We start from the raw sequence: 26,995 nt of genomic DNA, 5'->3' as shown, positions 1-26,995 counted from the left end.
GCCGGGCAACCTGGGGGCGAGACTACTGCAGTGTTTCTTTGAGGGCTGCCGGGAGGGGCAGCGTGAAGACGGGGATGCCTTCTTCGGCCAGCGAGCGGGCCTGTTCGGGCGTCGCCTGGCCGCGGATGCCGCGCTCCTCGGCTTCGCCGTAGTGCATCTTTCGCGCTTCGTCGACGAAGCGCTCACCGACGTCCTCGGTCTGGGCGATCACCTCGCGCACCGCGCGCAACCAGCGCGCCTCGGGTGAATCGACGGCCGACGCCCTGGCCGGCGGCGCTTCGACCGGCGGCTTGGCATTGCCGAGGTTCAGCCGCGGCGCGGCCAGCAGCTTGGTGATGGCCGTGTCGCCGCACATCGGGCACTCCACCAGGCCGCCAGCGAGCTGGGTGTCGAATGCATCCTGCGATGCAAACCACCCCTCGAAGCCGTGGCCGTGGGCGCACTGGAGGTTGAGGACCTTCATGGGCCGATTATCGGCCGGCGGGCAAAGATGTGTCGTGCCAGTCGAGCACCCATTCGCCCGACAGGACGTTCTGGAGCCAGAGCGTGCAGGTCAGCGTCTTGGCGTCCGACACCGTGCCGTCGCGGCACCAGCCCATCAGCTCCTCGGGCGTGGCACTGATCACGTCGAGGAACTCGCCGTGATCGAGCTGACGATCGCCCAGCGTCAGGCCGCGCGCAAAGTAGATGTGGATGATCTCGGTCGAGTACGCCACGGCGAGGTGCATGGCACCGGCGCGGGCCCACTCGCGCGCGGTGTAGCCGGTTTCCTCGAGCAGCTCGCGCTGGCCGCAGACCAGCGGTTCTTCGCCCGCATCGAGCTTGCCGGCGGGGAATTCGGTCATCACGTGGGCGACCGGATAGCGGTACTGGCGCTCGAGCACGACGCGGCCGTCGTCGAGCAGCGGCACCACCACCACCGCGCCCGGATGCACCACGTACTCGCGCGTCGCGGAGTGGCCGTCGGGCAGGCGCACCGTATCGCGCTTGGCGTGCAGGAAGTTGCCCTTGAACAGCAGTTCGCTCGCGGTGAGCTCTTCCCTCAGGTGCGTGTCGGTCATGTCAGTGCGCGTGGGGACGATTCATCCCACCGTGTCGGTGCTTCATGAGATAGCGCCAGGTGAACCCGGGAAAGGCCAGCACGATGAACAGCGCCCCCGTGACGGCATAGAACTCCCAGCCCTGCGACGCAATCTGGCCGGCCCGGCGTTCGAACAGCAGGCCGATGCCGCCGGCCGCGACATAGAGCAGCACCAATTCGGCCAGCCGGACGGCGAGCGACTTGGCACCGGCCGGGAGCGGCACCAGGCCGAACAGGCGCTCGTTGAGGAAGGGCAAGTTGGCTGCCAGCAGCGCAACCCCCAGCACCATCCAGACCGACGCGCTTTGTGACACGATCGCGCTCAGGTGGCCAAGGTGGCCACGATCGCTTTCGCGCACAGCGTCATGAGACCACCGGGCAGGATGCCGAGCACCAGGATCAGGGCGCCGTTGAGCGTCAGCACGGTGCGCACGTCGGCCGGCGCCGAGACCGTGCTGGCCGTGACCGGCGCATCGAAGTACATCACCTTGACCACGCGCAGATAGTAGAAGGCGCCGATCAGCGACATCATGACCGCGAACACGGCCAGACCGATGTACAGGGCCTGACCCGAGGCGATCAACGCCTGCAGCACGGCCAGCTTGGCGTAGAAGCCGACCAGCGGAGGAATGCCGGCCAGCGAGAACATCGCGATCGCCATCACGCCGGCATAGAGCGGGCTGCGCTGGTTGAGACCGGCGAGATCGGTGATCTCCTCGCTCTCGAAACCCTCGCGCGCCAGCAGCAGGATGATGCCGAAAGCCGCCAGCGTGGTCAGCACGTAGGTCACGATGTAGAACATCGAGGCGCTGTAGGCGAACTGGGCGTTGTAGGTGTTGCCGTTGACCACGCCCGCCACCAGGCCCAGCAGCATGAAGCCCATCTGCGCGATGGTCGAGTAGGCCAGCATGCGCTTCAGGTTGGTCTGCGCGATGGCGGCCAGGTTGCCAACCAGCAGCGAGGCGATGGCCAGCAGTGCGAGCATCTGCTGCCAGTCGATCGCCAGCGGCAGCAGCCCCTCCACCAGCAGGCGGATGATGATCGCGAAAGCCGCCAGTTCGGGCGCCGCGCCGATCATCAGCGTGACCGCGGTCGGCGCACCCTGGTAGACGTCGGGCACCCACATGTGGAACGGCGCGGCACCGACCTTGAACGCCAGGCCGGCAACGATGAACACCAGGCCGAACACCAGCACCTGGTGGTTCACGTTGCGGCTCGCGATGGCCTTGAACACCTCGTTGATGTCGAGCGAGCCGGTGGCGCCGTACATCATCGACAGGCCGTAGAGCAGGAAGCCGCTGGCCATGGCGCCGAGCACGAAGTACTTCATGGCGGCCTCGCTGGCCACCGCGTTGTCGCGGCGCAGAGCCACCAGCGCATAGCTCGAGAGCGTCAGCAGTTCGAGGCCGAGGTAGATCAGCAGGAAGTTGCTGCCCGACATCATCACGAACATGCCCAGCAGCGCGAACAGGCTGAGCGTGAACAGTTCGCCGCCGCGCAGCATGCCGCGGTCGGCGGCATAGGGCCGGCCGTAGACCAGCGTCACCATCAGGGCCAGGGTCGCGAAGCACTTGAGCCAGCTGCCCATCGGATCGCTGACGACCATGCCGCCGAAGCCGAAGATCGTCTTGCCCTCGGCGGCGTTGAAGCCGGTCAGCACCGCGACGATCGCGAGCGTGAGCAGGGTCAGCACATAGGTGCCGGTACGGCGCGGGCTGGTCGCGGACAGATCGACCAGCGCGATGACGCAGGCCATGATCAGCAGCACCACCTCGGGGTAGATCGTCATCCAGCTGAGTTTGTCAATCATCTTGTTCTCTTACGGCAGCTTGGAGACGGACACGTGCTGCAGCAGCCCATCCACGGAGGCATTCATCACATCGGTGAAAGGCTTGGGATAGAGGCCCATCCACAGCACCGCGATCGCGAGCAGCGACAGCATGAGGAATTCGCGCGCGTTGATGTCGCCGAGTTCCTTCACGTGGTCGTTGCCGACCGGGCCCAGGTAGACCCGCTTGTACATCCACAGCGTGTAGGCGGCGCCGAAGATCAGCGCGGTGGCGGCCCCCAGGCCGAGCCAGAAGTTGGCCTTGACCGCGCCGAGGATCACCATCCACTCGCCGACGAAACCGGCGGTGGCCGGCAGGCCGCAGTTGGCCATCGCGAACAGCAGCGCGAAGGCGGCGAACTTGGGCATGGTGTTGACCACGCCGCCGTAGTCGGCGATCTGGCGCGAATGCACACGGTCGTAGAGCACGCCGATGCACAGGAACATCGCGCCCGACACGAAGCCGTGGGCGATCATCTGCACGATGCCGCCGGCGACGCCGAGTTCGTTGAAGATGAAGAAGCCGAGCGTCACGAAGCCCATGTGGGCCACCGACGAATAGGCCACCAGCTTCTTCATGTCCTGCTGCACCAGCGCCACCAGGCCGACGTAGATCACCGCGATCAGCGACAGCGCGATCATGAGCCAGGCCCATTCGTGCGAGGCATCGGGCGCGATCGGCATCGAGAACCGCAGGAAGCCGTAGGCGCCGAGCTTCAGCATGATCGCCGCCAGCACCGCGGAGCCGCCCGTGGGTGCCTCGACGTGCACGTCGGGCAGCCACGTGTGGACCGGCCACATCGGCACCTTGACCGCAAAGGACGCGAAGAAGGCGAAGAACAGCAGGGTCTGCGCGGTACCCGACAGCGGCAGCTTGTGCCAGCTCAGGATGTCGAAGCTGCCGCCCGACTGGTTGTACAGGTAGATCAGCGCGACCAGCATCAACAGCGAGCCGAGCAGCGTGTAGATGAAGAACTTGAAGGCCGCGTAGATCTTGTTCGGACCGCCCCAGATCCCGATGATCAGGTACATCGGGATCAGCGTGGCTTCGAAGAAGACGTAGAACAGCAGGCCGTCAAGCGCCGAGAAGCTGCCGATCATGAGCCCCGAGAGGATCAGGAAGGCGCCCATGTACTGGTTCACGCGCTCGGTGATGACTTCCCAGGCCGAGATCACCACGATCACGGTGATGAAGGCGGTCAGCAGCACCAGCCAGAACGAGATGCCGTCCAGGCCGATGTGGTAGTTGATGTTGAAGCGATCGATCCAGCGCTCCTTCTCGACGAACTGCATCGCGGCAGTTCCGTTCTGGAAACGCGACCAGAGCGGCAAGGTGACCAGGAAGCTCGCGACCGAACCGACGAGCGCAACCCAGCGCACGCCCCTCGCGTGTTCGTCCCGACCGAAGGCCAACAGCACGACGCCGAAGGCAATCGGCATCCAGATGGCAAGGCTCAACAAACCCATTTTTGTTTTTCTCCAGAGAGCCGCTTACCGCTTGAACCAGACGAAGTACGACATCAGAACGAAGATGCCGAGCAGCATCGAGAAGGCGTAGTGATAGATATAGCCCGACTGCAGCCAGCGCACTGCGCCCGCGACGCGGCCGACCAGCTTCCAGGAGCCGTTGACGATGGCACCGTCGATGATCCCCTGGTCGCCGCCCTTCCAGAGGCCGGTGCCCAGCGCGCGGGTGGCGCGGGCGATGACGTTCTCGTTGAACCAGTCCATGTAGTACTTGTTCTCGAGCAGGGTGTAGATCGGGCCGAAGGCGCGCTTGATCGCGGCCGGCACGGCCGGGTTGACCAGGTACAGGTACCAGGCCACCACCACGCCGCCGAGCGCGAGCCAGAACGGCGCCGCGGTCAGGCCGTGGAGGGCCATCGCGAACGGGCCGTGGAAGGCCTCGGCCAGTTCCTTCATGGCGTGGTGATCTTCGCCGACGAAGATCGCGCCCTTGAAGAACTCGCCGAAGAGCATCGGCTGGATCGTCATGAAGCCGATCACGACCGACGGGATCGCCAGCGCCACCAGCGGCACCCAGACCACCCAGGGGGACTCGTGCGGCTCGTGATGGTCGTCGTGGCCGTGACCGTGGTCGTCGTGGTGCGCGTCCGGGTTCTGGTCGAAGCGCTCCTTGCCGTGGAACACCAGGAAATACATGCGGAACGAATACAGGGCGGTGACGAACACGCTCGCCAGCACCGCGAAGTAGGCGAAGCCCGAGCCCCAGAGGTGGCTCTCGCGCACCGCCTCGATGATGCTGTCCTTGGAATAGAAGCCCGAGAAGAACGGCGTGCCGATCAGCGCCAGCGAACCCACCAGCGAGGTGATCCAGGTGATCGGCATGTACTTGCGCACATTGCCCATCCAGCGCATGTCCTGGTTGTGGTGCAAGCCGATGATCACGGAGCCGGCGCCGAGGAACAGCAGCGCCTTGAAGAAAGCGTGGGTCATCAGGTGGAACACGGCGACCGAATAGGCCGAAGCGCCGAGCGCCACCGTCATGTAGCCGAGCTGGGACAGCGTGGAATAGGCCACCACGCGCTTGATGTCGTTCTGGACGACGCCCAGGAAGCCCATGAACAGCGCGGTGATGGCGCCGATCACGAGGATGAAGCTCAGCGCCGTGTCGCTCAGCTCGAACAGCGGCGACATCCGCGCCACCATGAAGATGCCGGCCGTGACCATGGTCGCGGCGTGGATCAGCGCCGAGATCGGGGTCGGGCCTTCCATCGAGTCGGGCAGCCAGACGTGCAGCGGGAACTGCGCGCTCTTGCCCATCGCGCCGATGAACAGGCAGATGCAGATCACGGTGATCAGCAGCCACTCGGTGCCCGGGAAGGTGATCTTGGCCAGCGCGTCGGCCTTGGCAAAGGCTTCGCCGTAGTTCAGCGTGCCGGCGTAGGCGGCGATCAGGCCGATGCCCAGGATGAAGCCGAAGTCGCCCACGCGGTTGACCACGAAGGCCTTCAGGTTGGCGAAGATTGCGGTCGGCCGGTTGTACCAGAAGCCGATCAGCAGATAGGACACCAGGCCCACCGCCTCCCAGCCGAAGAACAGCTGGAGCATGTTGTTGCTCATCACGAGCATCAGCATCGAGAAGGTGAAGAGCGAAATGTAGGCGAAGAAACGGTTGTAGCCGTCGTCTTCCTGCATGTAGCCGATGGTGTAGACGTGCACCATCAGCGACACGAAGGTCACGACGCACATCATCATCGCGGTCAGGCCGTCGACCAGGAAGCCGATCTCCATCTTCAGGCCTCCGACGGTCATCCATTCGTAGATGGTGGCGTTGAAGCGCGCGCCGTCGTTCACGACGCTGTTGAGCGTCATGGCGGAGATGATGAAGGACACCAGCACGCCGAAGATGGTCAGCGAGTGCGTGACGCGGCGGCCGATGTGGTTGCCAGCGAACTTCGTGCCGAACAGGCCGGCGACGACGGCGCCGACCAGCGGCGCGAGCGGAACGGCCAGGAGGGTGGATGCGGAAAGAGTAGCGCTCATGAGTAAACCTTCTTCAGCCCTTCAGCGCATTCAGTTCGTCGACGTTGATGTTCGACTTGTTGCGAAACAGCAGCACCAGCAGCGCCAGCCCGATGGCCGACTCGGCCGCCGCGACCGTCAGGATGAAGAAGACGAAGACCTGTCCGTGCATGTCGCCGAGGAAGTACGAGAAGGCGACGAAGTTCATGTTGACCGCGAGCAGCATCAGCTCCACGCACATGAGCAGCACGATCAGGTTCTTGCGGTTCAGGAAGATGCCGATGACAGACAGCGCGAAGAGCATCGCGCCGAGCGAAAGGAAGTGTCCGAGCGTGAGCGTCATGCCTTGGTCTCCGCAGCAGCCGCGGGTTGCTCCGCGACCGGTTCAGCCTGGCGCGTGACGGGCACCTGGACGATGCGCACGCGGTCGCGCGCCTTCACGCGGACCTGGTCGGCCGGATTCACGTACTTGCTGTCCTTGCGCCTGCGCAGCGTCAGCGCGATGGCGGCGACGATCGCAACCAGCAGGATCACCGCGGCAATCTCCAGCGGATAGAGGTATTGGGAATAGAGCAGCTTGCCGAGCTCGAGCGTGTTCGAGGTCTCCGGGCCCTGGATCGCCGACAGCGTCTTCGGCGAGGTCAGGCGGAAACCGCCCATCAGCACCGCGGCCATCTCGAGCGCGATCAGCGCGCCGACGCCGGCGGCCAGCGGGAAGTGCTTCCAGAAGCCCTCGCGCAGGCCCTCGACATTGATGTCCAGCATCATGACCACGAACAGGAACAGCACCATCACCGCCCCCACGTAGACGAGCACCAGCGTGATGGCCAGGAACTCGGCGCGCAGCAGGAGCCAGATGGCCGATGCCTGGAAGAACGCCAGCACCAGGTAGAGCGCCGCATACACGGGGTTGCGCGCGGTGATGACGCGGAAAGCTGCGAACAGCAGTACCGCGGCAAACAGATAGAACAGACCGGTCTTGACGTCCATGGGTCGGATTCGTTTTCTTCGAGGTTCGGGCCAACCGCCTCAGCGGTACTTGGCGTCCGCCGCCTTGTTGGCGGCGATTTCTTTTTCGTAGCGGTCGCCGACGGCGAGCAGCATGTCCTTGGTGAAGTACAGGTCGCCCCGCTTTTCGCCGTGGTATTCGAAGATGTGGGTCTCCACGATCGAGTCGACCGGGCAGCTCTCTTCGCAGAAGCCGCAGAAGATGCACTTGGTCAGGTCGATGTCGTAGCGCGTGGTGCGGCGCGAGCCGTCGTCGCGCACCTCGGATTCGATCGTGATCGCGAGCGCCGGGCAGACAGCCTCGCAGAGCTTGCAGGCGATGCAGCGCTCTTCGCCGTTCTCATAGCGGCGCAGCGCATGCAGGCCGCGGAAGCGCGGCGACAGCGGCGTCTTCTCTTCCGGGAACTGCACGGTGATCTTGCGGCTGAAGGCGTACTTGCCGGTCAGCGCCAGGCCCTTGAACAACTCGACCAGCATGAAGCTGGACAGGAAGTCCTTGAGCGAGAAAGGCGCGGACGCGGTCGTCGAGGAGCGCGCAAGCGCGCTGGCGGAGGGCGCAGTCATGGCAGTTCCTGTTATTTCCAGATGTTGAAGGGGGTCTGCATCCAGGCGCCCACCACCACCAGCCACACCAGCGTGACCGGAATGAAGATCTTCCAGCCCAGCCGCATGATCTGGTCATAGCGAAAGCGCGGGAAGGTCGAGCGGACCCAGAGGAACATCGTGACCACGCAGAAGGTCTTGAGGCCGAGCCAGATCCAGCCCGGGATGAAGGCCAGGAAGTCGAACGGGGGCAGCCAGCCGCCGAGGAACAGCACCGCGCACAGGATCGAGACCAGCCACATGTTGGCGTACTCGGCCAGGAAGAACATCGCGAAGCTCATGCCCGAGTACTCGATCATGTGGCCGGCGACGATCTCCGATTCGCCTTCGACGACGTCGAAGGGGTGGCGGTTGGTTTCGGCCAGGCCAGAGATGAAGTAGACGACGAAGATCGGCAGCAGCGAGAGCCAGTTCCACGACAGGAAGCCGACGCCCATCGAGGCGAAGTGGCCCTTGCCCTGCCCCATCACGATGTCCGTCATGTTGAGGCTGGCCGAGACCATCAGCACCACGACGAAGCAGAAGCCCATCGCGATTTCGTAGCTGACCATCTGCGCCGAGGCGCGCAGCGCGCCGAGGAAGGCGTACTTCGAATTCGAGGCCCAGCCGGCGATGATCACGCCGTAGACCTCCAGCGAGGTGATGGCCATCACGAACAGCAGGCCGGCGTTGATGTTGGCCAGCGCGACCTCGGGACCGAAGGGAATGACCGCCCAGGCGGCCAGCGCCGGCATGATGGTCATGATCGGCCCCAGCAGGAACAAGCCCTTGTTGGCGACCGTCGGCAGGATGATTTCCTTGGTCAGCAGCTTGAGCGCGTCGGCGATCGGCTGCAGCAGGCCCAGCGGGCCGATGCGATTGGGGCCGATGCGGATCTGCGTGAAGCCGATGGCCTTGCGCTCCCACAGCGTGAGGTAGGCGACCGCGCCCATCAGCGGGATCACGACGACGATGATCTTGATCAGGGTCCAGATCACCGGCCAGAGGACGCCTGTCCACCAGCCGGCAGACACCAGGCCGAGGCCGAAGCCGTGCAGTGCGTCGATCATGCCGACACCTCCTGTGCGGCCGCTGCCTGGCGGGCATCGGCGGTGAGCTGCAGCGACGGTGCCCGGCGCACGATCGAGTCGAGCTGGTAGATGCCAGCGACCACCGGTGCCGGCTGTGCCGCGTCGCTGGTGTCGATCGCTGCGCGGGTGGTGTTGGCCAGCTTGTCGACTGCCACCTGGGCGGGCGAACCGAGGTCGGCCAGCACGTCGCCGGTCGACTCGAAAGCGAAGCCCGGCAGGCCCAGCAGGTTGGCCAGCACGCGCAGCACCTTCCAGGCCGGTCGCGCCTCGCCCTGCGGCTTGACGACCGCATGGAAGCTCTGGACACGGCCTTCGGCGTTGACGAAGGTGCCGGGCGTTTCGGTGAACGGCGCGATCGGCAGCAGCACATCGCTGATTTCGAGGTTCGCCTTGAACGGGCTCAGCGTGACGACCATCTGCGCACGCGCGAGGCCGTCGAGCGCGGACTCGCCAGCGGCCGAGTCGAAGGCCGGCTCGGTGTTGAGCAACAGCGCGGCCTTGAGGCCGCCCGCGAGCATCTGGCCCGCGTTCAACCCGCCCTGCCTGGGCAGTGCGCCGACCAGCTGCGCGCCCACCGTGTTGGCGGCTTCGGTCAGGTAGCCGACGCTGGCGCCGGTCTGGGCGCCGATCCAGTTGGCCAGCGCCAGCAGGCTGCCGGCACGCGGATGGTGAGCCGCGGCATTGCCGAGCAGGATCGCCTTGCGCTCGCCGCCGAGCAGCGAGGCGGCCAGGGCCTTCGCGGCGTCGCTGGCGGCGCCGTTGCGCGCCACCGGTGCCGTGGCGCCGGTGGTCTCGGCGATCGCGCCGGCGAGTTCGGCCAAGGCGTCGACCCACTGGTCGGCCGGCGCGCGCACCGCCTGGGCGAGCGGGATGGCCCAGGCGTCGGCATCGGCCAGCAGTTCAGGCGAGGTGATGGCGCTCAATGCGCCGCCCTTGCGCACCGACTGGCGGATGCGCTGCGCGAACAGCGGATGGTCCTTGCGCAGGTTCGAGCCGACCACCAGCACGCGCTGGAGCTGCGACAGCGAGGCGATCGAAATGCCGAGCCAGCGGATGCCTTCGGCCGCGCCGAACTCGGCGTTGCGCAGGCGGTAGTCGATGTTGTTGCTGCCCAGGCCGTGCGTGAGCAGCTTGGCCAGGTGCAGTTCTTCGAGCGTGCTGTGCGGACTGGCCAGCGTGCCGATGCTCTGGGCACCGTGGTCGGCCTTGATCTGCTTCAGGCCGTTGGCGACGTATTCGAGCGCGGTCTGCCAGTCGACCTGCTGCCAATGGCCGCCCTGCTTGAGCATGGGCTGCGTGAGGCGTTCGGGGCCGTTCAGCGCCTCGTACGAGAAGCGGTCGCGGTCGGCGATCCAGCATTCGTTGACGTCTTCGTTCTCGAGCGGCACCACGCGCATCACGCGGTTGTTCTTGACCTGGACGATCAGGTTGGCGCCGGTGGAGTCGTGCGGGCTGACCGACTTGCGGCGCGACAGCTCCCAGGTGCGGGCGCTGTAGCGGAAGGGCTTGCTGGTGAGCGCGCCGACCGGGCAGATGTCGATCATGTTGCCCGACAGCTCGGAGTCGACCGAGTCGCCGAGGAAGGTCTCGATCTCGGCGTGCTCGCCGCGGTGCGACATGCCGAGCTCCATCACGCCGGCCACTTCCTGGCCGAAGCGCACGCAACGCGTGCAATGGATGCAGCGGCTCATCTCTTCCATGCTGATCAGCGGGCCGACGTCCTTGTGGAACACCACGCGCTTTTCTTCCTCGTAGCGGGAAGACGAGGCGCCGTAGCCCACGGCCAGGTCCTGCAGCTGGCATTCGCCGCCCTGGTCGCAGATCGGGCAGTCGAGCGGGTGGTTGATCAGCAGGAACTCCATCACCGACTGCTGGGCCTTGATGGCCTTGTCGCTCTTGGTGCGGACGATCATGCCCTGCGTCACGGGCGTGGCGCAGGCCGGCATCGGCTTCGGCGCCTTTTCGACGTCGACCAGGCACATGCGGCAATTGGCCGCGATGCTGAGTTTCTTGTGATAGCAGAAGTGCGGGATGTAGGTGCCCGCCTTGTCGGCCGCATGCATGATCATGCTGCCTTCGACGATGTCGACCTTCTTGCCGTCGAGTTCGATTTCAACCATATGTTTTTCTCAGCGCCTCATCAGGCCTTGGCCGGCGTCGGCTGGACGTAGCCCGGAATCAACGCCTCGAACTCGTGGCGGAAGTGCTTGATCATGGCGCGCACCGGCATCGCGGCGGCGTCGCCCAGCGCACAGATGGTGCGGCCCTGGATGTTGTCGGCGACCGAGTTCAGCAGGTCCATGTCGGACGCCCTGCCGCGGCCGTTGTGGATGCGGTCGACCACGCGCCAGAGCCAGCCCGTGCCCTCGCGGCAGGGCGTGCACTGGCCGCAGGATTCGTGCATGTAGAAGTACGAAAGCCGCTTGAGCGACTCGACCATCGAGCGGCTGTCGTCCATCACGATGACGGCGCCCGAGCCCAGCATCGAGCCGGCCTTGGCGATGGAGTCGTAGTCCATCGTGCACTCCATCATGATCGCGGCCGGCAGCACCGGCGACGACGATCCGCCGGGGATCACCGCCTTGAGCTGGCGGCCCTTGCGCACGCCGCCCGCGAGCTCGAGCAGCTTGGAGAACGGCGTGCCCATCGGCACTTCGTAGTTGCCGGGCAGCTCGACGTCGCCGCTGACCGAATAAATTTTGGTGCCGCCGTTGTTCGGCTTGCCGCACTCGAGGTAGGCCACGCCACCGTTGTTGATGATCCACGGCACCGCCGCGAAGGTCTCGGTGTTGTTGATCGTGGTCGGCTTGCCGTAGAGGCCGAAGCTGGCCGGGAACGGCGGCTTGAAGCGCGGCTGGCCCTTCTTGCCTTCGAGCGATTCGAGCAGCGCGGTTTCCTCGCCGCAGATGTAGGCGCCGAAGCCGTGCGCGGCGTGCAGCTGGAAGTTGTAGCTGCTGCCCATGATGCCGTCGCCGAGGTAGCCGGCGGCGCGCGCCTCCTCGAGCGCTTCCTCGAAGCGGTCGTAGGACTGGAAGATCTCGCCGTGGATGTAGTTGTAGCCCACGCTGATGCCCATCGCGTAAGCCGCGATGGCCATGCCCTCGATCACGATGTGCGGGTTGAACTGCAGGATGTCGCGGTCCTTGCAGGTGCCCGGCTCGCCCTCGTCCGAGTTGCAGACCAGGTACTTCTGGCCCGGAAACTGGCGCGGCATGAAGCTCCACTTGAGGCCGGTCGGGAAGCCCGCGCCGCCACGGCCGCGCAGGCCCGAGGCCTTGACTTCGGCGATCACCTGGTCGGGCGTCAGGCCCTCGCTGAGGATCTTGCGCAGCGCCTTGTAGCCGCCGCGCGCCTCGTAGTCGGCCAGGCGCCAGTTGGTGCCGTTCAGGCCGGCGTAGATCTGCGGCTCGATGTGGCGGTCGTGGAAGCAGGTCTGGACCCCGGTGGCCTGGAACTGCGAGAGCACTTGCTCGGGCGACATCATTGGGCTCCCTTCGCGGTCGCGCCGCGCAAGCCGTCGATCAGCTGGTCGAGCTTCTCGTTGCTCATGAAGCTGCACATGGTGCGGTCGTTGACCAGCAGCACGGGCGAATCGGCGCAGGCGCCCAGGCATTCGCTCTGCTGCAGCGTGAACATGCCGTCGGGCGTGGTCTCGCCCATGCGGATGCCAAGCTTCTTCTCGAGATGGGCCAGCGCCACGGCGCCGTCGCGCAGCTGGCACGGCAGGTTGGTGCAGACGTTGAGCTTGTACGCGCCCAGCGGCCGCTGGTTGTACATGTTGTAGAAGGTCGTGACCTCGTGCACCGCGATCGGCGCCATGCCGAGATAGGCCGCGATCTCGCGTTCGCGCTGCTCGCTGACGAAGCCCTCGTCCTGCTGCACGATGGCCAGGCAGGCCATCACGGCCGACTGCCTGCCCGCCGGCGGATACTTGGCAACCTCGCGGGCGAACCGCTCCAGCGTGGCGGCCGACAGCGGCGCCTGGCTGCTGTGGGAAGAAGTGTCGGAATGCATGGGTTGGCTCATCGATCGATCTCGCCGAACACGATGTCCATGGTGCCGATCACGGCGACCGCATCGGCAATCATGTGTCCGCGCGCCATTTCGTCCAGGGCCGCCAGGTGCGGGAAGCCCGGTGCGCGGATCTTCAGACGGTAGGGCTTGTTGGCGCCGTCGCTCACCAGGTAGATGCCGAACTCGCCCTTCGGGTGTTCGACCGCCGCGTAGGCTTCGCCTTCGGGCACGTGGAAGCCTTCGGTGAAAAGCTTGAAATGGTGGATCAGCTCCTCCATGTTGGCCTTCATCGATTCGCGCGCCGGCGCCGCCACCTTGTGGTTGCTGGTGATGACCGGGCCCGGGTTGGTGCGCAGCCAGGCCGAGCACTGCTGGATGATCTTGTTGGCCTGGCGCATCTCCTCGACGCGAACCAGGTAGCGGTCGTAGCAGTCGCCCGTGACGCCGACGGGGACGTCGAAATCCACACGGTCGTAGACGTCGTAGGGCTGCTTCTTGCGCAGGTCCCAGGCGATGCCCGAGCCGCGCAGCATCGGGCCGGTGAAGCCGAGGTTCAGGGCGCGCTCGGGCGTGACCACGCCGATGCCGACCGTGCGCTGCTTCCAGATGCGGTTGTCGGTGAGCAGCGTCTCGTACTCGTCGACCATCCTCGGGAAGCGCTTGCAGAAGTCGTCGATGAAATCGAGCAGCGAGCCCTGGCGATTCTCGTTGAGCCGCTCGATCGCCTTCGCGTTCTTGATCTTGCTGACCTTGTACTGCGGCATCGCGTCGGGCAGGTCGCGGTAGACGCCGCCCGGTCGGAAATAGGCCGCGTGCATGCGCGCGCCCGACACCGCCTCGTACATGTCGAACAGGTCTTCACGCTCGCGAAAGCAGTAGATGAGCATGTTCATCGCACCGCAGTCGAGGCCGTGCGCGCCGAGCCACAGCAGGTGGTTCAGCAGCCGGGTGATCTCGGCGAACATGACGCGGATGTACTGCGCGCGCAGCGGCACGTCGAGACCCATGAGGCGCTCGATCGCGAGGCAGTACGCGTGCTCGTTGCTCATCATCGACACGTAGTCGAGACGGTCCATGTAGGGCAGCGACTGGATGAAGGTGCGGGACTCGGCGAGCTTCTCGGTCGCGCGGTGCAGCAGGCCGATGTGCGGGTCGGCGCGCTGGATGACTTCGCCGTCGAGTTCGAGCACGAGACGCAGCACGCCGTGTGCTGCGGGGTGTTGCGGGCCGAAGTTCAGCGTATAGTTTTTGATCTCAGCCATCAGTGCAAGCCACCGTAGTTGTCTTCACGGATCACCCGGGGAGTGATTTCGCGCGGCTCGATCGAGACCGGCTGGTAGATCACGCGTTTCTGTTCCGGGTCGTAGCGCATCTCGACATGCCCCGACACCGGGAAGTCCTTGCGGAACGGATGGCCGATGAAGCCGTAGTCGGTCAGGATGCGGCGCAGGTCGTCATGGCCCTCGAACACGATGCCGTAGAGATCGAAGGCTTCGCGCTCGAACCAGCCGGCCGCATTCCAGACGGGCGTCAGCGAATCGATGACCGGCAGGTCTTCATTGGGCACGAACACCTTGAGGCGCACGCGCTGATTCAGGCTGACGGACAGCAGGTGGGTGACGACGCAGAAACGCTCGCCCTGCCACTCGCCTTCGCGGTAATCGGAATAGTCCATGCCGCAGAGATCGATCAACTGCTCGAAGCGGCAGCCGGGGGCGTCGCGCAACAGGGTCGCAACTTCGAGGTAGTCGGCGGCAGCCACCACCACCGTCACCTCGCCCAGCGCGAGCGTGACGCTCCTGGCCTTGGGTCCAAGCGTTTCGGTGATCTGGGTCTTCAGCGCCTCGGGAGAAATGGCAAAGTCGGTCATGTCTCTCGCTCTTCAGGCGCGCGCGATCGTGTTGGTACGGCGGATCTTCTGCTGAAGCTGGATGATTCCGTACAGAAGCGCCTCGGCGGTCGGCGGGCAGCCCGGCACATAGACGTCGACCGGCACGATGCGGTCGCAGCCGCGCACGACCGAGTAGCTGTAGTGGTAGTAACCGCCGCCATTGGCGCACGACCCCATCGAGAGCACCCAGCGCGGCTCGGGCATCTGGTCGTAGACCTTGCGCAGCGCCGGCGCCATCTTGTTGCACAGCGTGCCGGCCACGATCATCAGATCGGACTGGCGCGGGCTGGGGCGGAACAGCATGCCGAAGCGGTCGATGTCGTAGCGGGCGGCGCCCGCGTGCATCATCTCCACGGCACAGCAGGCCAGACCAAAGGTCATGGGCCACAGTGATCCGGTCTTGGCCCAGTTCACCACCGAGTCGTAGGTGGTGGTGACGAAGCCTTCCTTCATGACGCCTTCAATGGCCATTTTGCGAATTCCTTGTCATTCCCAATCGAGCGCGCCCTTTTTCCACTCGTAGACGAAGCCCACGACGAGGACGGCCAGGAAGATCATCATGGCCCAGAAGCCGACGGCACCGATCTCCTTGAGCGCGATGGCCCAGGGAAAGAGAAAAGCGATTTCGAGATCGAAAAGAATGAAGAGGATCGCGACCAGGTAGTACCGGACATCGAACTTCATGCGCGCATCTTCGAAGGCTTCGAAGCCGCATTCGTAGGGGGAATTCTTTGCTGCGTCAGGCCGATTGGGGCCGAGGATGTAACCCAGAACCTGTGGAGCGACGCCGACACCGACACCGACCAGGATGAACAGCAGGACGGGGAGGTAGGAATCGAGGTTCATCAGGGGGTTCAATCACCGCTTGACACCGGCAGGAAGTGCTTTTCCTGCCGGTGAGATTTGGTGCGGTCGGCGAGACTCGAACTCGCACAGCTTTCGCCACTACCCCCTCAAGATAGCGTGTCTACCAATTTCACCACGACCGCGGTTTTTGCTGCCCGGATGGCATGAGGAACCTTGTAAGGTTTTGGCTTTCCGGAACAGCTTTAGAGTTTACCCTGAAAAACAGCCGTTTTCACTGACGGCTGAAGAGATCTCGACTGGATTTACTTGGACGGGATCTGGCCCGCACCTGCAGCAGGCGCAGCCGGCGCCGAAGCCGGTGCGGCTGGAGCCGCCGGCGCGCTGCCGCTGGGGATCTGCGCCGCGGAATCCGACGCCGCGGGCGCCGGTGCCGGCACGGCCGCCGGTGCGCCGATCGCCGCGCGCTCCAGCAGGCTGCCGCCGCCGGCCGGCCGCGCGTGGCCGAAATAGGCCAACAACAAGGTGCAGGCGAAGAACACCGCCGCCAGCACCGCAGTGGTGCGCGACAGGAAGTTCGCGCTGCCGCTGGCGCCGAACAGGCTGCCGGCACTGCCGCTGCCGAAGGCGGCGCCCATGTCGGCGCCCTTGCCGTGCTGGATCAGGATCAGCCCGATCATCGCGAGTGCGGTGAGCATCTGCACGCCCACCAGGATATTGAGGACCACGTTCATTCGTTCTAACTCCTAAGTTCTTTCTTCGGGCACGCGCGTTTCAGCGGGCCGCTGCAATGATCTGCAGGAAATCCGGGGCCTTGAGGGAGGCGCCGCCGATCAGGCCGCCGTCGATGTCGGCTTCGGCGAGCAATTCGGCCGCATTGGCCGCGTTCATGCTGCCGCCGTAGAGGATGCGGATGCCGGCGGCGTGTTCGCTCGCCGCGTGGTGCAACTGGGCACGCAGCACCGCATGAACGGCCTGCGCCTGCGCCGGGGTCGCGGTCTTGCCGGTGCCGATGGCCCAGACAGGCTCGTACGCGACCACGATCTCGCTGATGCAGTGGCCGTTGACGTGGATCACCGCGGCCAGCTGGCGCTTGACGACCTCCTCGGTGTGCCCTGCCTCGCGCTCGGCCAGCGTTTCGCCGACGCAGACGATCGGCGTGATGCCGTTGGCCAGCGCAGCGGCGGTCTTGGCGGCGACCAACTCGTCGGTCTCGCCATGGTACTGGCGCCTCTCGGAGTGCCCCACGATGGCGTAGCGCACGCCGAACTCCTTCAGCATCGCAGCCGATTGCTCGCCCGTGAAGGCGCCCTGCGGCTGGGCCGAGAGATCCTGCGCGCCGAGCGCGACCGGCGAGCCGGTCACCAGCGACTGCACCTGCGCCAGGTAGGGCGCCGGCACGCAGACCGCGATCTCGCACGCCGGGGCGCCCACGCCGGCCAGCAGGGCCTTCAGCAGCGCCTCGTTGGCAGGCAGGCTGCCGTTCATCTTCCAGTTGCCTGCGATCAGCTTCTTTTTGGTCGTCATGTCTGTCTAGTTCACCAGGTCAGCACGATCTTGCCGATGTGCTGGTTCGATTCCATCAGGACGTGCGCCTGCGCAGCGCCGCTGGGCTCCCCGAGTGCGGCGAAGCGGCTGTGGATGATCGGCTTGACCGCGCCGCTTTCGAGCAGCGGCCAGACCTTCTCGCGCAGCGCCTTGGCGATCGCGCCCTTGAAGGCGATCGGCCGCGGCCGCAGCGTCGAGCCGGTCACCGTGAGCCGCCGGCGCAGCACCAGGCCGGCATTGATCTCGGCCTTGGCGCCGCCCTGCACCGCGATGATCACCAGCCGGCCGTCCTCGGCCAGGCAGTCGATCTCGCGCGCCACGTAGGCGCCGGCGACCATGTCGAGAATCACGTCGACGCCCTTGCCGCCGGTGAGGCGCTTGGCCTCCTCGGCGAAATCGGCGTTTCTGTAGTTGATCGCATGGTCGGCGCCGAGCTTCAGGCAGGCCTCGCACTTGTCGTCGCTGCCCGCGGTCACGATGACGGTGGCACCGAGCGCGCGGCCGAGCTGGATCGCGGTCACGCCGATGCCGCTCGAGCCGCCCTGGATCAGCAGGGTCTCGCCCTTTTGAAGCCGGCCGCGCTCGAACACATTGCTCCAGACCGTAAAGAATGTTTCAGGCAAGGTGGCGGCTTCGACGTCGCTCCAGCCCTTCGGAACCGGCAGGCATTGCAAGACGGGCGCCACGCAGAGTTCGGCATAGCCGCCGCCGGCGACCAGCGCGCAGACGTGGTCGCCGAGCTTGAAGCCGGCCTCGGCCAGGGCCTTGTCGTCGCCCGCGACGATCTCGCCCGCGACTTCCAGGCCCGGCAGGTCCGAGGCACCCGGAGGCACCGGATAGTTGCCGGTGCGCTGCAGCACGTCGGGCCGGTTGACGCCGCTCGCGGCAACACGGATCAGCAGTTCGCCGGGGCCGGCGACCGGCGCCGGACGTTCCGCCACGCGCAGCACCTCGGGGGCGCCGAACGATGTGATCTCAATGGCTTTCATGGTCTCTTCCTGAATGCGGCGCGCGCCGTGCGGCGCATGCCGACCGGCCCGCAATCGCGATGGCGTCGCCGCCATCGCGGCGCGTCAAGCGGAATGATCGCCGCCGCGGCCGCTTTCCTGCAGCGGCAGTTGCTCGGCCATCTGCTCGGGCTGCTGCTCGCCGCCGCGGTCGTTGCCCTCGAAGCGGGGCGCACGCTCGGCGCGCGGCGGACGATCGCCACGATCGCCACGGTCCGAACGCTCGCGGCGCTCACCACCACGATCGCCGCGATCGCCACGGTCTTCACGCGGCGCACGCTCGCTGAATTCCATGCCGGCCGGACGCTCGGTCAGGGCCTTCATGGACAGCTTGACGCGGCCCTTCTCGTCGGTCTCGAGCACCTTGACCTTGACGATCTGGCCTTCGCTCAGGTAGTCGGTCACCTTCTCGACGCGCTCGTGCGCGATCTGGCTGATGTGCAGCAGGCCGTCCTTGCCGGGCAGCAGGTTGATCAGCGCGCCGAAGTCGAGGATCTTGGTGACCGGGCCTTCGTAGACCTTGCCGATTTCCACTTCCGCGGTGATCTGCTCGATGCGCTTCTTGGCCGCCTCGGCCTTTTCCGGATCGGTCGACGCGATGGTGATGGTGCCGTCTTCGTCGATGTTGATCGTCGTGCCGGTTTCTTCCTGCAGGCCGCGGATGACCGAGCCGCCCTTGCCGATCACGTCGCGGATCTTCTCGGGGTTGATCTTCAGCGTGGTCAGGCGCGGCGCGAAGCTCGAGACTTCGGCCTTGGCCTCGCCCATGGCTTCCTGCATCTTGCCGAGGATGTGCATGCGCGCTTCCTTGGCCTGGGCCAGTGCGACCTGCATGATTTCCTTGGTGATGCCCTGGATCTTGATGTCCATCTGCAGCGCCGTGATGCCGTTGGTCGTGCCGGCCACCTTGAAGTCCATGTCGCCCAGGTGATCTTCGTCGCCCAGGATGTCGGTCAGCACCGCGAAGCGGTTGTCTTCCTTGATCAGGCCCATGGCGATGCCGGCCACGTGGGCCTTCATCGGCACGCCGGCGTCCATCATCGAGAGGCAGCCGCCGCAGACCGAAGCCATCGACGAGGAGCCGTTCGACTCGGTGATTTCAGACACCACGCGGATCGTGTAGGGGAACTCTTCCTTGTTCGGCAGCACCGCGACCAGCGCGCGCTTGGCCAGGCGGCCGTGGCCGATTTCGCGGCGCTTGGTCGACCCCATGCGGCCGACTTCGCCGGTGGCGAACGGAGGCATGTTGTAGTGGAACAGGAAGCGGTCTTCGTACTCGCCCATCAGCGCGTCGATGCGCTGCGCGTCGCGCTCGGTGCCGAGCGTGGTGATGACCAGTGCCTGCGTTTCGCCGCGGGTGAACAGGGCCGAACCGTGGGTGCGCGGCAGCACGCCGTTGCGGATCTCGATCGGGCGCACGGTGCGCGTGTCGCGGCCGTCGATGCGGGGCTCGCCGGCCAGGATCTGGCTGCGGACGATTTTCGATTCGATCGCGAACAGCAGGTCGTTGACCTTGCCGGCGTCGAAGGGTTCGCCGCTTTCCTTGAGCGACGCCATCACGCTGGCGTTGGCTTCGCGCAGGGCTTGCGTACGGGCCTGCTTGCTGCGGATCTGGTAGACCGCGCGCAGCTTTTCTTCGGCCAGGCCCTTGACCTTGGCGACGAAGGCTTCGTCTTCGACCGGCGGCTGCCAGTCCCAGACCGGCTTGCCGGCGTCACGCACGAGTTCGTGGATCGCGTTGATCGCGATGTTGGCTTGCTCGTGGCCGAACACCACGCCGCCGAGCATGATTTCTTCGCTCAGTTGCAGGGCTTCGGACTCGACCATCAGCACGGCAGCTTCGGTGCCGGCGACGACCAGGTCCATCTGCGAATCGCGGCGGGCGGTCTGGCCCGGGTTCAGCACGTACTGGCCGTTGATGTAGCCCACGCGGGCGGCGCCGATCGGGCCGCTGAACGGGATGCCGGAGATCGACAGCGCGGCGCTGACGCCGATCATGGCGGCGATGTCGGCGTCGACTTCGGGGTTGAGCGACAGCGTGTGGATGACCACGTGCACTTCGTTCAGGAAGCCTTCGGGGAACAGCGGACGGATCGGGCGGTCGATCAGGCGGCTGGTGAGCGTTTCATGCTCGCTGGGCTTGGCTTCGCGCTTGAAGAAGCTGCCGGGGATCTTGCCTGCGGCGTACGTTTTCTCGATGTAGTCGACGGTCAGCGGGAAGAAGTCCTGGCCGGGCTTGGCCGACTTCGAGGCCACCACGGTGGCCAGCACCACGGTGCCGTCGATGTCCACGGTCACGGCACCGCCGGCCTGGCGAGCGATCTCGCCGGTGGTCAGGACGACGGTCTTGTCGCCCCACTGGAAGGACTTGGTGACTTTGTTGAAGAGGCTCATGGTGTGCTCCTGTTTTGATAGCGGCTCGACCCGTGACGACCACAGGCCCCGCGGGGGCTGGAGCGCTTTTCAGAACACGATGCCATTCCAGGGAAGCTCGGGGAGAACCTCTCTGGAATGACACAGCTTCGCTCTGTTTTGGCGGCTCCGAAGTAAAAAACGCCTGAGCTAGCGGACTAACCCAGGCGTTTTTGCATGCGATTCGACTTACTTGCGCAGGCCCAGCTTGGCGATCAGCGCGGTGTAGCGGTCGGCGTCCTTGGACTTGAGGTAGTCCAGCAGCTTGCGGCGGCGGCTCACCATGCGAAGCAGGCCGCGGCGACCGTGATGGTCCTTGGCGTGCGTCTTGAAGTGAGGCGTGAGCTCGTTGATGCGGGCGGTCAGCAGTGCGACTTGCACTTCAGGACTGCCGGTGTCGTTGGCGGCGCGGGCGTTGTCCTTGACGACTTCGGCCTTGATGGAGGCTGCGATCATTGTGTTTTCCTTTGTTCCGGCCCGAGGTCTTCGGGATGTTTGACTTGCGGTGGGCACTGGAACTGCACCCACCGTGCGCTTGCACGATGCAAAGCTCGTAAATTATAGCTCGCCCCCAGGTTGGGCTCACTGCGTGTAGCCCGCCCACCCCCTACCGGGGGCAACACCTGAGGCCCGGCAAAGCCGGTTCCTCGGTGTTTCACCGAGGGGCCGGGCTTCGCCGGCCGATTGCTACCGATTGCTACCGATTGTTATTGTGCGGCGAGCCAGCGCTTGAGGCGGTCGACGCCTTCGACCAGGCGGCCGGGGTCCTTGGAGGCGAAGCACCAGCGCAGCCAGCCCTGGGCTTCGGGGGCGAAGGCGTTGCCGGGGGCCAGGCCCAGGCCGGCCTCGACCACCAGGCGCTTGGCGACTTCGAGGGAGTCGCCGAAGCCCTCGAGCTTGAAGAAGGCATACATGCCGCCACTCGCCGAAGCGACTTCGACGCCCGGGATGTCGGCCAGCAAGGGCACCAGCGTGTCGCGGCAGGCCTTGAGGTGGGCGACGATCTTGGGCGTGATCTCCTTGCCATGCGCCAGCGCGGCAATGCCGGCGCGCTGCGTGAACACGCTGGCGCACGAGGTGTTGAACTCGATCAGCTTGCCCATGCCGTCCATCAGGGCCGCAGGCAGCACCAGCCAGCCCAGCCGCCAGCCGGTCATCAGGAAGCTCTTGCTGAAGCTGTGGGCGACCACCAGGCGGTCGTCGGCCTTCGCCACGTCGAGGAAGCTCGGCGCGCAGCCGTTCGGCGTCGGCTCGTAGTAGAGCCGCTCGTAGACCTCGTCGGCCAGGATCCAGGTGCCGGTGGCGCGGCAGTGGTCGAGGATCGCCTGCTGCTCGGCGCGCGTCAGCGTCCAGCCGGTCGGGTTGTTGGGCGCGTTGACAATCAGCAGCTTGGTCGCCGGCGTGACCGCCGCGCGCAGCGTCTCCAGGTCGAGGGTCCACTGCCCTGCCCTCGGCACCAGCGACACGCAGCGCACGTGTGCGCCCAGGATCGCGGGCTGCGCCGTGAGGTTCGGCCACACCGGGGTGATCGCCACCACTTCGTCGCCGGCGTCGACCAGCGCCTGCACCGCCAGCATCAGCGCGCTGACCCCGCCCGAGGTGATCGCGATGCGCGAAGCCTCGATCTTCGGATGCAGGCTGCTCATGTACGCGGCGACGGCTTCGCGCAGTTCGGGCAGGCCCAGGTTGTGGGCGTAGAAGGTCTCGCCGCGCTGCAGCGAGTCGATGGCCGCCTGTCGGATCACCTCGGGCGTTACCTCGTCGCTCTCGCCGAACCAGAAGGCCAGCACGTCGCTGCGGCCGAGGCCGGCATTGGCCACCTCCCGGATCTTGGAGGCTTCGAGATTCTGGATTGCTTTGCGCATGGTCATCTTTCCTTGCAGTTCAGTTAAGTGGCCGCCAGCACTACCAAGGCCGGCGCAGCCCGGCCCGTTGGTGAAACACCGCGGATCTGGCTCTGCCAGGCCGCTGGTGTTGCCCCCGGTAGGGGGTGGGCGGCTACACGCAGTGAGCCAACCTGGGGGCGAGCAACAGTTCAGGGGCGCTGCATCTTGCAGCTCGAAGGCATTTCGGCACGACTCGCGGGAATCGTCTTGATGACCCGGAAGCCGTAGCCCGAGCCCTCGACATCGAACTTCACGCCGGGCGCTCCCTGCCGGTCCATGACGCCGACCACGAGCTGCTGCTGGAACTGGTGGTCCTCGGCGCGCATGTGGCCGCGCTGGCCGGCCAGCGTGACGTCGGCCTTCTCGAGGGCCCGCGCCACGGCCACCGTGTCGACGCTGCCGGCCCGCTCGATAGCTTGCGCCAGCGCCTCAATCAGCAGCTGCATGCGCATGTGGACATAGTCATCGGAGGCCTTGGGGAAGCGGGTGCGGAAGTCGCGGTAGAAGGCTTCGCTCTGCGGCGTCTGCACGTTCGGCAGCCAGTCGGCCACGGCGACCACGCGGCCGATGCCGGCGTCGCCGATGGCCGCCGGCGCGCCCAGGGCATTGCCGTAGAAGGTGTAGAAGCTGCCGGTGAACCCCGCTTCGCGCGCGGCCTTCACGAGCAGGGTCAGGTCGTTGCCCCAGTTGCCGGTGATGACGCCCTGCGCACCGCTGGCCATGATCTTGTTCGCATAGGGCGCGAAATCCTTGACGCGGCCCATCGGGTGCAATTCGTCGCCGACGATCTGCACGTCGGGACGCGCGGCGCCGAGCTGCCGCCGCGACTCGCGCAGCACCGACTGGCCGAAGCTGTAGTCCTGACCGATCAGGTAGACGCGCTTGAGCGACTTGTCGTCCTGCAGCACCTGCATCAGTGCGGTGACGCGCATGTCGGCGTGGGCATCGAAGCGGAAGTGCCAGAAGCTGCAGCGCTCGTTGGTCAGCACCGGGTCGACCGCCGAGTAGTTGAGAAACAGCACGCGCCGGGCCGGGTCGCGCTCGTTGTTCTTGTCGATCGCATCGATCAGCGCCGCCGCCGTGGCCGACGAATTGCCCTGCAGCACGATGCGCGCGCCGTCGTCCATTGCGGCGCGCAACGCGGAGAGGGCCTCCTCGTTCTGTCCCTTGCTGTCGTAGCGGTCGAGCTGCAGGAAGCGGTTGCCGCCCGGCAGCTTGACGCCGCCGCGCGCGTTGACCCGCTCCACCGCCCACAGCAGGTTGCGGAACACGGCCTCGCCGGTGTTGGCGAAGGGGCCGCTCATGCTCTCGATCAGGGCCAGCCGGATCGGCGGCGCGGCCTGCGCGTGCACCGGCGGCAGCGCCGAGGCGCATAGCGCCAGAGCCGCGAATTTCAAGGCCCTGCGGCGCCAAATAAAGCTGGAGATCATTGTCTTGAAACGCCTTTTGCAGTGCCTAGATGGGATGGCATGCGGCACGCGACTTCTGTTGAACGGCCGCGCAGTGTAAGGGACACACATTCTTGTCCCGATGGTCATCACTCAGGAGTCCTCATCATGTTCTTTGCACCCGCCGTCCGCACCGCCCGCTTCGTTCCGCGCTCGCACGATCGCAGCCTGGAGCGCTTCGTCAACGAGGCTTTCTCCGGCGCGCAACGCTCGCTCAACGTCGAACAGGACGACAAGACCTGGACCCTCACGCTCGACGTGCCCGGCCTGTCGCGTGACGATCTCACGATCGGCATCGAAGGCGCCGTGGTCCGCATCGAGAGCAAGGCCGAAGCCAAGCGCCAGCTCAAAGCCGCCTACGAGCTGCCGCAGGACATCGACGTCGCCGCCAGCGAGGCGAAGCTCGAGAACGGGGTCCTGAGCCTCAAGCTGGGCAAGCTGGTTCCGGTCAGCAACGTCGCGCAACTGCAAATCAACTAAAGCTCGCCCCCAGATCGGGCTCACTGCGTGTAGCCCTCCCACCCCCTACCGGGGGCGCAGTCAGCGGCCCGGCGAAGCCGGTTCCGCGACTGCCCACGAACAGGCGCGCTGCGCGCAGCCGTAGAAAAACCACAGCGCGATTGATTTGGCCGGCGCAGCCAGGCCCTTTGGTGAAACACCGCGGAACCGGCTTTGCCGGGCCGCTGGTGTTGCCCCCGGTAGGGGGTGGGAGGGCTACACGAAGTGAGACCGACCTGGGGGGCGAGCAAAAAAAGTTCATCGAGTAACTTTTTTGCTACCTGTCCGACTTGTTTCTGACTCACAATAAGTGCGAAATTCGTCACGTTCTGTGACGACTTTTTCAATGCTTTCTTCTTAAATCGCGCCTGAATTCGTCGAACTGCAGCGGCAGCCGGCAGCGGGCGCCCGATCGAAGCGCCCATGAAAACGCACTTGAAGTTTGCACAGAGCCATGCCCGGTCCGACACGCTGCTGGTGTTTCTTCCCGGGGCTTTCCTGAAACCGGAGGAATTCGAGCGCGAAGGATTCATCGACGCCGTCAGGGAACGCAAACTCGCGGCCGATGCCCTGCTGGTCGATGCCGACGTCTCTTATTACTACGACCAGACCTTCATCGAGCGGCTGCAGAACGACGTGATCCGGCCCCAGCGCGCACTGGGCTATGCGTCGATCTGGCTGGTGGGCATTTCGATCGGCGGCTTCGGGGCCCTGATCCACGAGCTGGCGACACCGGGCACGGTCGACGGCATCGTCGTCCTGGCGCCCTACCTGGGGCGCCGGCCCATCGGCGCCGAGATCCACAAGGCCGGCGGCCTGCGCGCCTGGAAGGCGCCCGAAGGGCCGCCGCCGGACGAGGAGGTCGACCGCAAGCTGTGGCCCTGGCTCCAGCAGTACGCGTCGCCGCGGCAGGCCAAGCACCTGCCGCCGCTGTATCTGGGCTTCGGACTCAGCGACCGCTTTGCGTCCAATCACCATCTGCTGGCCGATGCGCTGCCGGCCGGCCGCGTGTTCACCACCGAAGGCGGCCACGACTGGCCGCAGTGGTCGCAGCTCTGGCGCAAGGTGCTCGACGTGCTGCCGCTGCCGACCCTGGCCACCCGGGAAGGCTCTCAGACCGACGCTAGGCGCACGCGAAGCGAGGCCGCGTGGGGGCGGCGCATCACGCGCCCTGCTGTGGCCCGCTCAGCGAGGCCAATGGCCATCGCGGCTTGACGTCGAAGGCATAGTGCCCGGTCGGCGCCTGCACGCCGGCCTGAAGCCGCATCGCCGCGGCCATCGCAATCATGGCGCCGTTGTCGGTGCACAGGTGCAGTTCGGGGTAGTGCACGCGCACGCCGCGCTTCGCGCAGGCCGCGTCGAGCTGCTGGCGCAGCATCCGGTTGGCGCCGACGCCGCCCGCGACCACGAAGCGGTCGAGGCCGGTCTGTTCGAGCGCGGCCAGCGATTTCTTCAGCAGCACGTCGACGATCGCGGCCTGCGTCGAGGCGGCGAGATCGGGCTTGCGGGCTTCGAGCTGGTCGCCGAGCTTCTTGGCCTGTGTCAGCACCGCGGTCTTGAGTCCGGCAAAGGAGAAATCGAGGTTGCCGCTGTGCAGCAGCGGACGCGGCAGCTTGAAGGCCTCAGGGTCGCCCTGCTCCGCCAGCTTCGCGAGCCACGGGCCGCCGGGATAGGGCAGCCCCATCAGCTTGGCGCTCTTGTCGAAGGCTTCGCCGGCGGCGTCGTCGATGGTCTCGCCGAGCAGCGCGTAGCGCCCCACCCCGTCGACCCGCATCAGCTGGGTGTGTCCGCCTGACACCAGCAGCGCGACAAAGGGAAACTCGGGCGGGTCGGCGCTCAGGAAGGGCGACAGCAAGTGGCCCTCGAGGTGATGCACGCCGAGCACCGGCTTGCCGAGCGCGGCGCCCAGCGCGCACGCCACGCCGGCGCCGACCAGCAAGGCGCCCGCCAGCCCCGGCCCCCGCGTGTAGGCGACCACGTCGACATCGGCCAGCCGCCGGCCAGACTCGTCGAACACCGCCTGCGTGAGCGGCAGGACGCGGCGGATGTGATCCCGGCTCGCAAGCTCGGGCACCACGCCGCCATAGGCCTGGTGCATCGCGATCTGGCTGTGCAGCGCGTGCGCGGCCAGCCGAGGCAGCCCGCTGGCGCCGGCCTCGACCAGCGCCACGCCGGTCTCGTCGCAGGAGGATTCGATTCCCAGTACATGCATCCAGCGAGTGTAGGTGGCGTCCGCCCCGAGGGCACGGATGTTGCTCAATGAGCTCGCCCCCAGGTTGGCTCACTGCGTGTAGCCGCCCACCCCCGGCCGGGGGCAACACCAGCGGCCCGGCGAAGCCGGTTCCGCGGTGTTCCACGAAAAATCCGGCCTGGGTCGTCAGGCAACACAGAGAGCAAACTCGAAGAGTCAC

General features: G+C 66.0%; 27 protein-coding genes and 1 tRNA gene. 2 read left to right on the top strand and 26 right to left on the bottom strand.

Features of this window, described 5'->3' with window-relative positions; translation table 11 throughout:
• Positions 1-22 precede the first annotated feature (22 nt).
• From AC1DYK_RS07145 to AC1DYK_RS07025, 25 genes are all read right to left on the bottom strand, one after another.
• Positions 23-463 (bottom strand): DUF1178 family protein, encoded by a 441-nt coding sequence (locus tag AC1DYK_RS07145; RefSeq protein WP_478165619.1) that lies wholly within the window; start codon positions 461-463, stop codon positions 23-25.
• Positions 464-470: 7 nt separating this feature from the next.
• Positions 471-1,061: an NUDIX domain-containing protein gene (locus AC1DYK_RS07140; RefSeq protein WP_478165618.1), complete on the bottom strand. Its 591-nt coding sequence runs from the start codon at positions 1,059-1,061 to the stop codon at positions 471-473.
• Between the two features lies 1 nt (position 1,062).
• The gene (locus AC1DYK_RS07135; RefSeq protein WP_478165617.1) at positions 1,063-1,395 is read right to left on the bottom strand and encodes a DUF2818 family protein; all 333 of its coding nucleotides are present in this window, start codon (positions 1,393-1,395) and stop codon (positions 1,063-1,065) included.
• An 8-nt stretch (positions 1,396-1,403) separates the two neighbouring features.
• Positions 1,404-2,891 (bottom strand): NADH-quinone oxidoreductase subunit NuoN, encoded by a 1,488-nt coding sequence (gene nuoN, locus AC1DYK_RS07130; protein ID WP_478165616.1) that lies wholly within the window; start codon positions 2,889-2,891, stop codon positions 1,404-1,406.
• A gap of 9 nt (positions 2,892-2,900) precedes the next feature.
• Entirely contained in the window at positions 2,901-4,376 is a 1,476-nt protein-coding gene (locus AC1DYK_RS07125; RefSeq protein ID WP_478087719.1) for an NADH-quinone oxidoreductase subunit M, read from the bottom strand.
• 24 nt (positions 4,377-4,400) lie between these two features.
• A complete protein-coding gene (gene nuoL, locus AC1DYK_RS07120; RefSeq protein WP_478165615.1) occupies positions 4,401-6,416 on the bottom strand; it encodes an NADH-quinone oxidoreductase subunit L in 2,016 nt (671 codons plus the stop codon).
• A 13-nt stretch (positions 6,417-6,429) separates the two neighbouring features.
• The gene (nuoK, locus tag AC1DYK_RS07115; RefSeq protein WP_286532244.1) at positions 6,430-6,738 is read right to left on the bottom strand and encodes an NADH-quinone oxidoreductase subunit NuoK; all 309 of its coding nucleotides are present in this window, start codon (positions 6,736-6,738) and stop codon (positions 6,430-6,432) included.
• On the bottom strand, positions 6,735-7,385 hold the full coding sequence (locus AC1DYK_RS07110; RefSeq protein WP_442281527.1) for an NADH-quinone oxidoreductase subunit J: 651 nt from the start codon (positions 7,383-7,385) through the stop codon (positions 6,735-6,737). Before AC1DYK_RS07110 ends, nuoK begins: the two co-directional genes overlap by 4 nt.
• A gap of 39 nt (positions 7,386-7,424) precedes the next feature.
• Positions 7,425-7,967 carry an NADH-quinone oxidoreductase subunit NuoI gene (gene nuoI, locus AC1DYK_RS07105; RefSeq protein WP_286529791.1) on the bottom strand — a complete coding sequence of 181 codons (543 nt, stop codon included), beginning with the start codon at positions 7,965-7,967 and terminating at the stop codon, positions 7,425-7,427.
• A gap of 11 nt (positions 7,968-7,978) precedes the next feature.
• On the bottom strand, positions 7,979-9,055 hold the full coding sequence (nuoH, locus tag AC1DYK_RS07100; RefSeq protein WP_478165614.1) for an NADH-quinone oxidoreductase subunit NuoH: 1,077 nt from the start codon (positions 9,053-9,055) through the stop codon (positions 7,979-7,981).
• Positions 9,052-11,196: an NADH-quinone oxidoreductase subunit NuoG gene (gene nuoG / locus AC1DYK_RS07095; protein ID WP_478165613.1), complete on the bottom strand. Its 2,145-nt coding sequence runs from the start codon at positions 11,194-11,196 to the stop codon at positions 9,052-9,054. Before nuoG ends, nuoH begins: the two co-directional genes overlap by 4 nt.
• Before the next feature lie 20 nt (positions 11,197-11,216).
• Positions 11,217-12,557, bottom strand: coding sequence for an NADH-quinone oxidoreductase subunit NuoF (gene nuoF, locus AC1DYK_RS07090; protein WP_478165612.1), 1,341 nt, complete (start codon positions 12,555-12,557; stop codon positions 11,217-11,219).
• Complete coding sequence (locus AC1DYK_RS07085; RefSeq protein WP_478165611.1) at positions 12,557-13,090, bottom strand: NADH-quinone oxidoreductase subunit NuoE family protein; 534 nt, start codon at positions 13,088-13,090, stop codon at positions 12,557-12,559. The genes nuoF and AC1DYK_RS07085 overlap by 1 nt, the downstream gene beginning before the upstream one ends.
• A gap of 8 nt (positions 13,091-13,098) precedes the next feature.
• Positions 13,099-14,352, bottom strand: a complete 1,254-nt coding sequence (locus tag AC1DYK_RS07080; protein WP_478165610.1) for an NADH-quinone oxidoreductase subunit D — start codon at positions 14,350-14,352, stop codon at positions 13,099-13,101.
• Positions 14,352-14,960, bottom strand: coding sequence for an NADH-quinone oxidoreductase subunit C (locus AC1DYK_RS07075; RefSeq protein ID WP_478165609.1), 609 nt, complete (start codon positions 14,958-14,960; stop codon positions 14,352-14,354). The genes AC1DYK_RS07080 and AC1DYK_RS07075 overlap by 1 nt, the downstream gene beginning before the upstream one ends.
• Before the next feature lie 12 nt (positions 14,961-14,972).
• Positions 14,973-15,452, bottom strand: coding sequence for a NuoB/complex I 20 kDa subunit family protein (locus tag AC1DYK_RS07070; protein ID WP_021008163.1), 480 nt, complete (start codon positions 15,450-15,452; stop codon positions 14,973-14,975).
• A 15-nt stretch (positions 15,453-15,467) separates the two neighbouring features.
• Positions 15,468-15,827, bottom strand: a complete 360-nt coding sequence (locus tag AC1DYK_RS07065) for an NADH-quinone oxidoreductase subunit A (protein ID WP_478165608.1) — start codon at positions 15,825-15,827, stop codon at positions 15,468-15,470.
• 58 nt (positions 15,828-15,885) lie between these two features.
• Positions 15,886-15,970 (bottom strand) — tRNA-Leu (locus AC1DYK_RS07060).
• Positions 15,971-16,090: 120 nt separating this feature from the next.
• Positions 16,091-16,519: a preprotein translocase subunit SecG gene (secG, locus tag AC1DYK_RS07055; RefSeq protein ID WP_478165607.1), complete on the bottom strand. Its 429-nt coding sequence runs from the start codon at positions 16,517-16,519 to the stop codon at positions 16,091-16,093.
• 40 nt (positions 16,520-16,559) lie between these two features.
• On the bottom strand, positions 16,560-17,312 hold the full coding sequence (tpiA, locus tag AC1DYK_RS07050; protein WP_478165606.1) for a triose-phosphate isomerase: 753 nt from the start codon (positions 17,310-17,312) through the stop codon (positions 16,560-16,562).
• 11 nt (positions 17,313-17,323) lie between these two features.
• Positions 17,324-18,322: an NAD(P)H-quinone oxidoreductase gene (locus AC1DYK_RS07045; RefSeq protein ID WP_478165605.1), complete on the bottom strand. Its 999-nt coding sequence runs from the start codon at positions 18,320-18,322 to the stop codon at positions 17,324-17,326.
• Between the two features lie 84 nt (positions 18,323-18,406).
• Entirely contained in the window at positions 18,407-20,734 is a 2,328-nt protein-coding gene (pnp, locus tag AC1DYK_RS07040) for a polyribonucleotide nucleotidyltransferase (protein ID WP_478165604.1), read from the bottom strand.
• Positions 20,735-20,941: 207 nt separating this feature from the next.
• Positions 20,942-21,208 (bottom strand): 30S ribosomal protein S15, encoded by a 267-nt coding sequence (gene rpsO / locus AC1DYK_RS07035; RefSeq protein WP_007837783.1) that lies wholly within the window; start codon positions 21,206-21,208, stop codon positions 20,942-20,944.
• Between the two features lie 251 nt (positions 21,209-21,459).
• Positions 21,460-22,617, bottom strand: a complete 1,158-nt coding sequence (locus AC1DYK_RS07030; protein ID WP_478165603.1) for a pyridoxal phosphate-dependent aminotransferase — start codon at positions 22,615-22,617, stop codon at positions 21,460-21,462.
• 170 nt (positions 22,618-22,787) lie between these two features.
• Complete coding sequence (locus tag AC1DYK_RS07025) at positions 22,788-24,068, bottom strand: branched-chain amino acid ABC transporter substrate-binding protein (protein ID WP_478165602.1); 1,281 nt, start codon at positions 24,066-24,068, stop codon at positions 22,788-22,790.
• 126 nt (positions 24,069-24,194) lie between these two features.
• Between AC1DYK_RS07025 and AC1DYK_RS07020 the strand changes: the two genes are divergently transcribed.
• Positions 24,195-24,566 carry an Hsp20/alpha crystallin family protein gene (locus AC1DYK_RS07020; RefSeq protein WP_478165601.1) on the top strand — a complete coding sequence of 124 codons (372 nt, stop codon included), beginning with the start codon at positions 24,195-24,197 and terminating at the stop codon, positions 24,564-24,566.
• A 441-nt stretch (positions 24,567-25,007) separates the two neighbouring features.
• Entirely contained in the window at positions 25,008-25,799 is a 792-nt protein-coding gene (locus tag AC1DYK_RS07015; RefSeq protein ID WP_478165600.1) for an alpha/beta hydrolase, read from the top strand.
• On the opposite strand, the gene tsaD is transcribed toward AC1DYK_RS07015, so the two are convergent.
• The gene (tsaD, locus tag AC1DYK_RS07010; protein WP_478165599.1) at positions 25,747-26,796 is read right to left on the bottom strand and encodes a tRNA (adenosine(37)-N6)-threonylcarbamoyltransferase complex transferase subunit TsaD; all 1,050 of its coding nucleotides are present in this window, start codon (positions 26,794-26,796) and stop codon (positions 25,747-25,749) included. The genes AC1DYK_RS07015 and tsaD overlap by 53 nt on opposite strands.
• Positions 26,797-26,995: the final 199 nt, after the last annotated feature.

Source organism: Variovorax sp. P2_H12 (assembly GCF_056403395.1).
Note: the sequence above shows the minus strand (reverse complement) of the source record. Positions and strands in the feature narration are given on the sequence as shown.

Coding starts and splice junctions, on each gene's coding strand:
- AC1DYK_RS07145 (WP_478165619.1), bottom strand. CDS start 463: ATGAAGGTCCTCAACCTCCAGTGCGCCCACGGCCACGGCTTCGAGGGG.
- AC1DYK_RS07140 (WP_478165618.1), bottom strand. CDS start 1,061: ATGACCGACACGCACCTGAGGGAAGAGCTCACCGCGAGCGAACTGCTG.
- nuoN (WP_478165616.1), bottom strand. CDS start 2,891: ATGATTGACAAACTCAGCTGGATGACGATCTACCCCGAGGTGGTGCTG.
- AC1DYK_RS07125 (WP_478087719.1), bottom strand. CDS start 4,376: ATGGGTTTGTTGAGCCTTGCCATCTGGATGCCGATTGCCTTCGGCGTC.
- nuoL (WP_478165615.1), bottom strand. CDS start 6,416: ATGAGCGCTACTCTTTCCGCATCCACCCTCCTGGCCGTTCCGCTCGCG.
- nuoK (WP_286532244.1), bottom strand. CDS start 6,738: ATGACGCTCACGCTCGGACACTTCCTTTCGCTCGGCGCGATGCTCTTC.
- AC1DYK_RS07110 (WP_442281527.1), bottom strand. CDS start 7,385: ATGGACGTCAAGACCGGTCTGTTCTATCTGTTTGCCGCGGTACTGCTG.
- nuoI (WP_286529791.1), bottom strand. CDS start 7,967: ATGACTGCGCCCTCCGCCAGCGCGCTTGCGCGCTCCTCGACGACCGCG.
- nuoH (WP_478165614.1), bottom strand. CDS start 9,055: ATGATCGACGCACTGCACGGCTTCGGCCTCGGCCTGGTGTCTGCCGGC.
- nuoG (WP_478165613.1), bottom strand. CDS start 11,196: ATGGTTGAAATCGAACTCGACGGCAAGAAGGTCGACATCGTCGAAGGC.
- nuoF (WP_478165612.1), bottom strand. CDS start 12,557: ATGTCGCCCGAGCAAGTGCTCTCGCAGTTCCAGGCCACCGGGGTCCAG.
- AC1DYK_RS07085 (WP_478165611.1), bottom strand. CDS start 13,090: ATGCATTCCGACACTTCTTCCCACAGCAGCCAGGCGCCGCTGTCGGCC.
- AC1DYK_RS07080 (WP_478165610.1), bottom strand. CDS start 14,352: ATGGCTGAGATCAAAAACTATACGCTGAACTTCGGCCCGCAACACCCC.
- AC1DYK_RS07075 (WP_478165609.1), bottom strand. CDS start 14,960: ATGACCGACTTTGCCATTTCTCCCGAGGCGCTGAAGACCCAGATCACC.
- AC1DYK_RS07070 (WP_021008163.1), bottom strand. CDS start 15,452: ATGGCCATTGAAGGCGTCATGAAGGAAGGCTTCGTCACCACCACCTAC.
- AC1DYK_RS07065 (WP_478165608.1), bottom strand. CDS start 15,827: ATGAACCTCGATTCCTACCTCCCCGTCCTGCTGTTCATCCTGGTCGGT.
- secG (WP_478165607.1), bottom strand. CDS start 16,519: ATGAACGTGGTCCTCAATATCCTGGTGGGCGTGCAGATGCTCACCGCA.
- tpiA (WP_478165606.1), bottom strand. CDS start 17,312: ATGACGACCAAAAAGAAGCTGATCGCAGGCAACTGGAAGATGAACGGC.
- AC1DYK_RS07045 (WP_478165605.1), bottom strand. CDS start 18,322: ATGAAAGCCATTGAGATCACATCGTTCGGCGCCCCCGAGGTGCTGCGC.
- pnp (WP_478165604.1), bottom strand. CDS start 20,734: ATGAGCCTCTTCAACAAAGTCACCAAGTCCTTCCAGTGGGGCGACAAG.
- rpsO (WP_007837783.1), bottom strand. CDS start 21,208: ATGATCGCAGCCTCCATCAAGGCCGAAGTCGTCAAGGACAACGCCCGC.
- AC1DYK_RS07030 (WP_478165603.1), bottom strand. CDS start 22,617: ATGCGCAAAGCAATCCAGAATCTCGAAGCCTCCAAGATCCGGGAGGTG.
- AC1DYK_RS07025 (WP_478165602.1), bottom strand. CDS start 24,068: ATGATCTCCAGCTTTATTTGGCGCCGCAGGGCCTTGAAATTCGCGGCT.
- AC1DYK_RS07020 (WP_478165601.1), top strand. CDS start 24,195: ATGTTCTTTGCACCCGCCGTCCGCACCGCCCGCTTCGTTCCGCGCTCG.
- AC1DYK_RS07015 (WP_478165600.1), top strand. CDS start 25,008: ATGAAAACGCACTTGAAGTTTGCACAGAGCCATGCCCGGTCCGACACG.
- tsaD (WP_478165599.1), bottom strand. CDS start 26,796: ATGCATGTACTGGGAATCGAATCCTCCTGCGACGAGACCGGCGTGGCG.